Origin of the sequence: Rathayibacter sp. AY2B7, assembly GCF_002931635.1 — a bacterium.
In the GTDB taxonomy this organism is placed as follows: domain Bacteria; phylum Actinomycetota; class Actinomycetes; order Actinomycetales; family Microbacteriaceae; genus Rathayibacter.
Map to the genome: position 1 here is coordinate 1 of NZ_PSUC01000137.1, position 7,690 is coordinate 7,690.

Here is a 7,690-nt window from a genome sequence, read left to right on the forward strand (position 1 = left end):
AGCAGCTCGGCAAGCCCGCCGACCGCGGGATCGTCGGGCTGACCGTCGTCGCCGTGGTCCGGGGCGACGCCGCCAATCCGGCGCCGGCCCCCGACTTCCGCGTCTTCCCCGGAGACACCCTCGTGGTCGCCGGCAGCCCCGAGAAGGTCGCCAAGGCGTTCGCGTTCTTCCGCACCGGCAGCTTCGCCAAGACGGTCGACGCCCCGCCCGGAGCCTGAGGATGCACCACGGCGAAGACCTCATCGTCCTCGGCGTCCTGTTCGTCGTCGCCTACGTCCTCGGCCGGCTGGGGAGGACGATCGGGCTCCCGGCCATCCCGATCTACATGGTCGTCGGGCTCCTCGCGAGCCCGAACTTCCATCTCTTCCCGCTCGACTTCGAGTCGAGCTACATCGAGCTGACCGCGGTCTTCGGGCTGATCCTGCTGCTGTTCAACCTCGGCCTGGAGTTCGACCAGGACGAGTTCTTCGGGAACGCCGGCCGCCTGATCCTCTCCGGGGGCTCCTACATCGCGGTCAACATGGCCGTCGGCCTCGGCTTCGGCTTCGCGCTGGGCTGGGGGAGCCGCGAGGCGCTGATCATCGCCGGCATCACGGCGACGAGCTCGAGCGCGATCGTCACCAAGCTGCTGATCGAGCTCAAGCGCCTGGCGAACCCCGAGACGCCGATGATCCTGGGCGTCACGGTCGTCGAGGACATCTTCATCGCGGTCTACCTGGCGATCGTATCCGTCGTGCTCTCGGGCGAGACGGAGCCGTGGCCGGTGGTGCTCAAGCTCGTCATCGCGTTCGCGTTCCTCGTGGTGATGTTCGCGATCGCCCGCTGGGGCGGGAAGGTCGTCTCCCGCTTCTTCCGCACCCGCGACGACGAGCTGTTCACGATCCTGTTCTTCGGTCTCGCCATCCTGTTCGGCGGCATCGGCGAGGTCCTCGGAGTGACGGACGCGATCGGTGCGTTCCTGATCGGACTGGTCATCGGAGCGACGCGGTTCCGGTCGAGGGTCGAGCACATCGCGATCCCGCTGCGCGACGTGTTCGGAGCCTTCTTCTTCGTCAACTTCGGTCTCGGGCTGGATCCCGGCGCGTTCCCGAGCGTCGTGGTCCCGGTGCTGATCGCCGCGGTGATGACCATCGTCCTCAACCTCGGCGCGGGGCAGTTCGTCGCGTGGCTCAACAAGCTCGGACCGCGCGCGGGCCTGAACGCGGCGTTCATCCTGCACAACCGCGGCGAGTTCGCGCTCATCCTGGCGACGCTCTCGCTCTCGGCGGGGCTCGACGAGCGGATCCAGCCCTTCGCCGGCCTCTACGTGCTGATCATGGCGATCGTCGGGCCGATCCTCGCCTCGCGCTCCGAGAGCATCGGCGCGTTCCTCTCGCGGCGGCGGCACCGCCCGGCACCCGCAGCAGCCACGGCCATGGACGAGGAGGACTTCTCGCTCGTGGAGGCGGCGATGGCCGCGCCCACCGTCGCCGCGGAGGAGGCCCCCGCTCCTCCGAGGCGCCCCGCGGAGCCGGACGAGCTCGACGACGAGTTCCCCGATCCGATGCGGCAGGCGCTCATCGACCAGGCGATGCAGCAGTCCGACGGGGCCGACGACGCCCGGCCCCGCCGCCCGAGGGAGCCCGACTACTGATCCCACGGAGCTCCCACACTCACGGGTTAGGCTCGATCCGGCCCGCGGGACACCGCACGGATCGAGGGCGGACGAGGGACGAATGACGCAGAGCACGGTCGGGCAGGTGGCCCGGCGCCCGCGCTGGATCGCCGCGCTGGCGCTCGCACTCCTGATCGCCGGGCTCTTCGCCGCGCTCGGGCAGTGGCAGGTCGGCCGCGCGGTCGAAGCCGCCGCGCCCGACTCCGGAGTGTCGGAGACGACGCTCCCGCTCGCCGAGGTCGCGACCCCCTCCCGCTCGATCACGGCGACCGCCGACGGACAGCGCGTGGAGGGCTCGTCCGTCTTCGTGCCGGGCGGTGCCGAGATCCTCGGCGGCCGCCTGAACGGCGAGCAGCCGGGCTGGTGGGTCATCGCCCGTACCCGCACCGCCGACGCCGACCTGGTGCTCGCCTACGGCTGGACGCAGGACGAAACGCAGGCGCAGTCCGTCGCGGACGCGCTCAACAGCGGGAGCGAGCAGGCGCCCTCCTCCTTCACCGGCCGCCTCGTGGCCAACGAGGCCGCGGAGGCGCCGGCGGAGGGCCTGGACCCCGCCACCCTCACCGCGCTCTCCGTCCCCGCGCTGATCAACCGCTGGCCGGACCCGCCGCAGGACGTCTACCAGGGCTACGTCGTCGTCGACGAGCCGGTCGCCGGACTCGGGGCCATCGACTCCCCGGCGCGCGTGAGCGACGTCTCGCTGAACTGGCTCAACGTCTTCTACGCGATCGAGTGGGTCGTCTTCGCCGGCTTCGCCCTCTACCTCTGGTTCCGCCTCGTCAAGGACGCGTGGGAGCGCGAGGCCGAGGAGGCGCTCGACGCCGAGGAGCGCGCCCGCGCCGACCTGGGCGACCGGGCCGAGGCCCCCGCCCCCGCACCGTAAACTGGTCGTCATGCCCCTCGAGCCCAAGCCCGCGCAGTTCCCTGCGATCCGGAGCGCGCTGCGCTTCTACCGGGTGACCTCGATCATCACCGGCGTGATGCTGCTCCTGCTCTGCGCGGAGATGCTGCTCAAGTACGTCTTCCACCTCGAGCTGTTCGCCTTCGGCCAGCAGGGCGTCCTGCACTTCGCCCCGATGTACGAGGTGCCCGGAGGCGAGTTCAGGTCGAGCGGCACCGGCGCGAACCTGTCCACCGGCATCCTGATCGCGCACGGCTGGTTCTACGTCGTCTACCTCTTCGCCGACTTCCGCCTGTGGAGCCTCATGCGCTGGCCGTTCACGCGCTTCGTGCTCATCGCGCTCGGCGGAGTGGTGCCCACCCTCTCCTTCTTCGTCGAGACCCGCATCGCCCGCGAGGTCGAGCAGTACCTCGAGCGCCGGACCGCCGGCACCGACCCGAAGACCCCGACCGACTCCGTGGAGGCCCCCCATTAGCGAGCAGCCCACCGCTCCCCAGCCGCACCTGGCCGCGCAGCCCGTCCTCGTCGTCGACTTCGGCGCGCAGTACGCGCAGCTGATCGCCCGCCGGGTCCGCGAGGCGAACGTCTACTCCGAGATCGTGCCCTCCAACGCCACGGCCGCCGAGATCGCCGCGAAGTCGCCCGTCGGCATCATCCTCTCGGGCGGCCCCTCCAGCGTGTACGAGGAGGGCGCCCCGCAGCTCGACCCCGCGATCTTCGACCTCGGGGTCCCGGTCCTGGGCATCTGCTACGGCTTCCAGGTGATGGCGAAGACGCTCGGCGGCGAGGTCGCCAACACGGGGCTGCGCGAGTACGGAGCGACGGACGCCGCCCTCTCGACCGACGGTGGCGTGCTCCTCGGCGAGCAGCCCGCCGACCAGACGGTGTGGATGAGCCACGGCGACTCGGTCGCACAGGCACCCGAGGGCTTCGAGGTCCTCGCCTCCACGAGCTCCACCCCGGTCGCCGCCTTCGGCAACGACGAGCGCCGCCTCTACGGCGTGCAGTGGCACCCGGAGGTCAAGCACTCCGCCTACGGCCAGGCCGTCATCGAGAACTTCCTCCACCGCGCCGCGGGCATCCCGGCCGACTGGAACTCCTCCAACGTGATCGACGACCAGGTCGCCGTGATCCGCGAGCAGGTCGGCACCGGACGCGTCATCTGCGGCCTGTCCGGCGGAGTCGACTCCGCCGTCGCCGCTGCGATCGTGCACCGCGCCATCGGCGACCAGCTCACCTGCGTCTTCGTCGACCACGGACTCCTCCGCAAGGACGAGCGCCGCCAGGTCGAGGAGGACTACGTCGCCGCGACCGGCGTCCGCCTGGTCACCGTCGACGCGCGCGAGCAGTTCCTCGACGCGCTCGCCGGCGTCAGCGACCCGGAGCAGAAGCGCAAGATCATCGGCCGCGAGTTCATCCGCACCTTCGAGGCCGCCGCCGAAGCGCTCGTGCTCGAAGCGCAGGGCGAGGGCGAGACGATCGACTTCCTCGTCCAGGGCACGCTCTACCCCGACGTCGTCGAATCCGGCGGCGGCACCGGCACCGCCAACATCAAGTCCCACCACAACGTGGGCGGACTCCCCGAGGACCTGCAGTTCGCGCTCGTCGAGCCGCTCCGCACCCTCTTCAAGGACGAGGTCCGCGCGATCGGCCGCGAGCTCGGCCTCCCCGAGGTCATCGTCGGCCGCCAGCCCTTCCCCGGACCCGGCCTCGGCATCCGCATCGTCGGCGAGGTCACCCAGGAGCGGCTCGACCTCCTCCAGGACGCCGACGCCATCGTCCGCGCCGAGCTCACCGCCGCCGGCCTCGACACCGAGATCTGGCAGTGCCCCGTCGTCCTCCTCGCCGACGTCCGCTCCGTCGGAGTCCAGGGCGACGGCCGCACCTACGGCCACCCCATCGTCCTGCGCCCCGTCTCCTCGGAAGACGCGATGACCGCCGACTGGACCCGCCTGCCCTACGACCTCCTCGCCCGCATCTCCAACCGCATCACCAACGAGGTGAGCGGCGTGAACCGGGTGGTGCTGGATGTGACGTCCAAGCCCCCCGGCACCATCGAGTGGGAGTGATTCCGCGGGTCTCCGCGCGGTCATCTGCGGCGTTGTCGGCGATTGCGATACCTCCGGTATCGCGCCCTTCTCCGCCTTGCAGCTGACCGCGCGGAGACCCGCGGAACGTCAGGAACGGCTCCCTTCGAAGGGGGCCGTTTCTTGTTGAGGGGAGCGGGTGGGGGAACGAGCCCCTGCGGGGCCGTTCCCGGGTGCAGGTAGAGGGAACGAGCCCCTGCGGGGCCGTTCCGGGTGCAGGTAGAGAGGAACGAGCCCCGAGGGGGCCGTTCCCGGGGTGCAGGTCGGGGAACGAGCTCAGGTGGCTGTTCAGGGAACGGGTGGCCGCGGTTCGGCCGGGGGATCGGTCGGGGGCGACCGGTTCCTCGCGAGGTGTACCGAGTGGCGGTCAGGGGTTCGAGGCCCTGCGGGGACGTTCCGGGGGTGCCGATCGAGAGGCGAGCTCCTGCCGGGTGGTCGGGGAACGCGGGTCGGCGCTGGTCCGGGGGCCGAGGTGCAGGCGGACAGGCGCGCGAGCGCGGGTCAGGCGGGGGTGTCGAGCACGCCGATGAAGCGGGTGCCGATGCCGTCGTACTCGTCGCGGCGGTGGCCCTCGGGGTGGTGCGGCCAGGAGGCGGGGGAGTGGTCCTCGCAGACGAGGAACGTGAACTCGGGCCACCACTTCTTCGGGCGGGCGGCCTCGGAGCGGCCGCAGACGGCGCAGTCGAGGGTCACCCACACGGGACGCCTGCCGGTGCGGTTCGCGCGCGACTGGACGAGCCAGGCGGGCGGATCCTGCTCGAGGGCGGCGAGCTCCTCCTCCGACAGACGGGTGGGGATGCCGTGCCGCGTCGCCATCTCGAGGGGGATGTCGAGGCGCTGAGCGGCCTCGCGACGCGTGATCATCCGGCCACCCTAACCCAGCGCCGCGCGCGGACCCCGAGGCCGCAGCGACGCGCGCGCGAGCAGCCACTCCAGCGGGCCCTGCCCCACGAGCCGCCTCCAGAGGAGAGCGGCGACGATCGAGCCGACCACGAAGACGCCGAGCAGCGTCCAGCTGCGCCACGCCTCGAAGTCGAACGGCTCGTACGGGACCAGGTACACCGCCAGCGCCACGAGCTGCAGCGAGTAGATCGTCAGCGGCATCGCACCGACGGCCGCGATCGGAGTCGCCGCCCGTGCCAGGAGCGGCAGCCGCTGCAGCAGAGCCGTCAGCGCGCCGAGGACCACGCAGGCGACCCCGCCCGCCCCGAGGAGCTCGGCGGTGGTGCTGGCGTGCGCCTCCACCGCCTCCGGACCCCCGAGCAGCAGCCCGCCGCCGTAGCCGAGCACGGCCGAGACGGCGCCGCCGACGACGACCCAGCGCTGGGTGGTCGCGGACCGGACGTCGCAGCGCGCGATCAGGAGGCCGAGCACCACGTACGCCAGCCACGACGGCACCGGGTAGTACTGGGTGAGCCAGGTGAGGGGCTGCGCGGCCAGGAGAGCCTCGTCGGGCGACAGGGTCGAGAGCCAGGAGCCGCCGGCGCTCGTCAGCGCGTCGACCGCGAGGGGCCCGGCGATCGCCGCGGCCGCGACCAGCACGGCGAGGACCGCCCGCGGCAGGAAGAGCAGCAGCGCCGCGACGAGGAACATCACCCCGTAGTGCGGCAGGATCACCGCGATCGGCGTCCCGAGCAGGGTGAGGGCGACGCCGATGACGAGCAGGTACAGCCCGCGGAGCAGGATCGATCCCGTGTCGTGCCAGGGCCGCGAGGAGCGCTGTGCGCCGCCCGTCATCAGCCCGATCGACACTCCCGCCAGCACGGCGAAGAGGACGGAGCTGCGGCCGTTCCAGAGCATCTCGCTCTCGACGGGGGCGAGGTGGGCGGCGAACATGCCGAGGACGGCCAGGCCGCGTGCGACGTCGAGGCCGACGATCCGGGAGTCTGCGGCGCTCATCCCTCCATCGTGCCAGGCGCTCCCGGCAGTGCACCGGGAACGGCGCTGGGGCCGTGAACGACGACGGGCGCCCGACCCGGAGGTCGAGCGCCCGTCGGACGTGGTGCGCCGTGCTACTCGCGGAAGATCGCGACGAGGCGCAGGATCTCCAGGTACATCCAGACGACGGTGACCAGGATGCCGTAGGCGCCGGTCCAGCCGTAGATGCGGGGGAGGCGGTTGCGCACGCCCTGCTGGATGAACTCGAAGTCCATCACGAGTGAGTACGTGGCGAGCGCGACGGCGATGAGGCCGATCACGATGCCGATGAAGCCTGTGCGGAGACCGAAGCCGCCGCCGACGCCGAAGAGGCCGAGGCCCAGGTTCACCAGCGAGAACACCGCGTAGCTGATCATGCCGATGAAGAAGATCTTGTTGAGCTTCGGCGAGGTGCGGATCTTGCCGTTCATGAACAGCGCCAGGGTGACGCCGATCACGATGACGGTCGCCATGAGGGCCTGGACGACCGCTCCGGCGTACGCGCTCTCGAAGAACTTCGAGATCGCACCGACCGCGATGCCCTGGGTCGCGGCGTAGCCGAGGATCAGGGCCGGCGACGGCTGCTTCTTGAAGGCGTTGACGATGCCCAGCACCAGCGCGACGAGCACGGCGGGGAGCATCAGGCCCGGGACGAACCAGCCGACGGCCGCACCCGCGAGGAGCACGACGAAGGCGAGGGCGGTCTTGGCGAGGGTGTCCTCGACGGTCATCCGGTCGGTCTCGACGGAGCCGGCGGCCGGACGGGAGTACATCTGGTCGAGCGTGCCGGGGGAGACGTCCGGGAGGTCCTGCACGCGGCCGGCGTAGCCGCGGTTGCTGAACTCCGGGCGTCCGAAGGCCGGATTGTTGCTTGCCATGGTTCCTCTTCTCTCAGGTGCGCTGGTCTCCGAGGGAACTCGCGGATCTGAGTCGCTGTGGGTGCGGGGTGCGCCGCGGATCCGAGAGGACTGCGACGATGGACACCACCATATCTGAGAGCACCTCTCAGAGTCTGGCTGTTCTCTTCGAGCGGACCTCGACTCCGCTGCGAGCCGCGCAGTGCCGCCCGTAGGATCGCGGCATGCCCGCGCGTCAGTCACCGCTCGTCATCGGCCACCGCGGAGCGAGCGG

At 71.2% G+C, this 7,690-nt stretch carries 8 protein-coding genes; 5 read left to right on the plus strand and 3 right to left on the minus strand.

Annotated features, from left to right (window positions below):
- From C5C27_RS15910 to guaA, 5 genes are all read left to right on the plus strand, one after another.
- A partial coding sequence (locus C5C27_RS15910) for a cation:proton antiporter regulatory subunit (protein WP_219813190.1) occupies window positions 1-218 on the plus strand: 218 nt, incomplete at its 5' end.
- Between the two features lie 2 nt (window positions 219-220).
- The gene (locus tag C5C27_RS15915; protein WP_104314895.1) at window positions 221-1,633 is read left to right on the plus strand and encodes a cation:proton antiporter; all 1,413 of its coding nucleotides are present in this window, start codon (window positions 221-223) and stop codon (window positions 1,631-1,633) included.
- A gap of 82 nt (window positions 1,634-1,715) precedes the next feature.
- Window positions 1,716-2,537: an SURF1 family cytochrome oxidase biogenesis protein gene (locus tag C5C27_RS15920; protein WP_104238461.1), complete on the plus strand. Its 822-nt coding sequence runs from the start codon at window positions 1,716-1,718 to the stop codon at window positions 2,535-2,537.
- A 10-nt stretch (window positions 2,538-2,547) separates the two neighbouring features.
- Entirely contained in the window at window positions 2,548-3,030 is a 483-nt protein-coding gene (locus C5C27_RS15925) for a DUF3817 domain-containing protein (protein ID WP_104256110.1), read from the plus strand.
- A gap of 28 nt (window positions 3,031-3,058) precedes the next feature.
- A complete protein-coding gene (guaA, locus tag C5C27_RS15930; RefSeq protein ID WP_104227304.1) occupies window positions 3,059-4,624 on the plus strand; it encodes a glutamine-hydrolyzing GMP synthase in 1,566 nt (521 codons plus the stop codon).
- Between the two features lie 519 nt (window positions 4,625-5,143).
- Here guaA and C5C27_RS15935 read toward each other — a convergent pair.
- The 3 genes from C5C27_RS15935 to C5C27_RS15945 form a co-directional block, all read right to left on the minus strand.
- Window positions 5,144-5,506, minus strand: a complete 363-nt coding sequence (locus C5C27_RS15935; RefSeq protein ID WP_104224739.1) for a DUF5997 family protein — start codon at window positions 5,504-5,506, stop codon at window positions 5,144-5,146.
- Window positions 5,507-5,515: 9 nt separating this feature from the next.
- The gene (locus C5C27_RS15940) at window positions 5,516-6,541 is read right to left on the minus strand and encodes a DUF418 domain-containing protein (protein ID WP_104314896.1); all 1,026 of its coding nucleotides are present in this window, start codon (window positions 6,539-6,541) and stop codon (window positions 5,516-5,518) included.
- 113 nt (window positions 6,542-6,654) lie between these two features.
- Entirely contained in the window at window positions 6,655-7,437 is a 783-nt protein-coding gene (locus C5C27_RS15945; protein WP_104224741.1) for a Bax inhibitor-1/YccA family protein, read from the minus strand.
- Window positions 7,438-7,690 lie beyond the last annotated feature (253 nt).

Coding starts and splice junctions, on each gene's coding strand:
- C5C27_RS15945 (WP_104224741.1), bottom strand. CDS start 7,437: ATGGCAAGCAACAATCCGGCCTTCGGACGCCCGGAGTTCAGCAACCGC.
- C5C27_RS15920 (WP_104238461.1), top strand. CDS start 1,716: ATGACGCAGAGCACGGTCGGGCAGGTGGCCCGGCGCCCGCGCTGGATC.
- C5C27_RS15925 (WP_104256110.1), top strand. CDS start 2,548: ATGCCCCTCGAGCCCAAGCCCGCGCAGTTCCCTGCGATCCGGAGCGCG.
- C5C27_RS15935 (WP_104224739.1), bottom strand. CDS start 5,506: ATGATCACGCGTCGCGAGGCCGCTCAGCGCCTCGACATCCCCCTCGAG.
- C5C27_RS15915 (WP_104314895.1), top strand. CDS start 221: ATGCACCACGGCGAAGACCTCATCGTCCTCGGCGTCCTGTTCGTCGTC.
- C5C27_RS15940 (WP_104314896.1), bottom strand. CDS start 6,541: ATGAGCGCCGCAGACTCCCGGATCGTCGGCCTCGACGTCGCACGCGGC.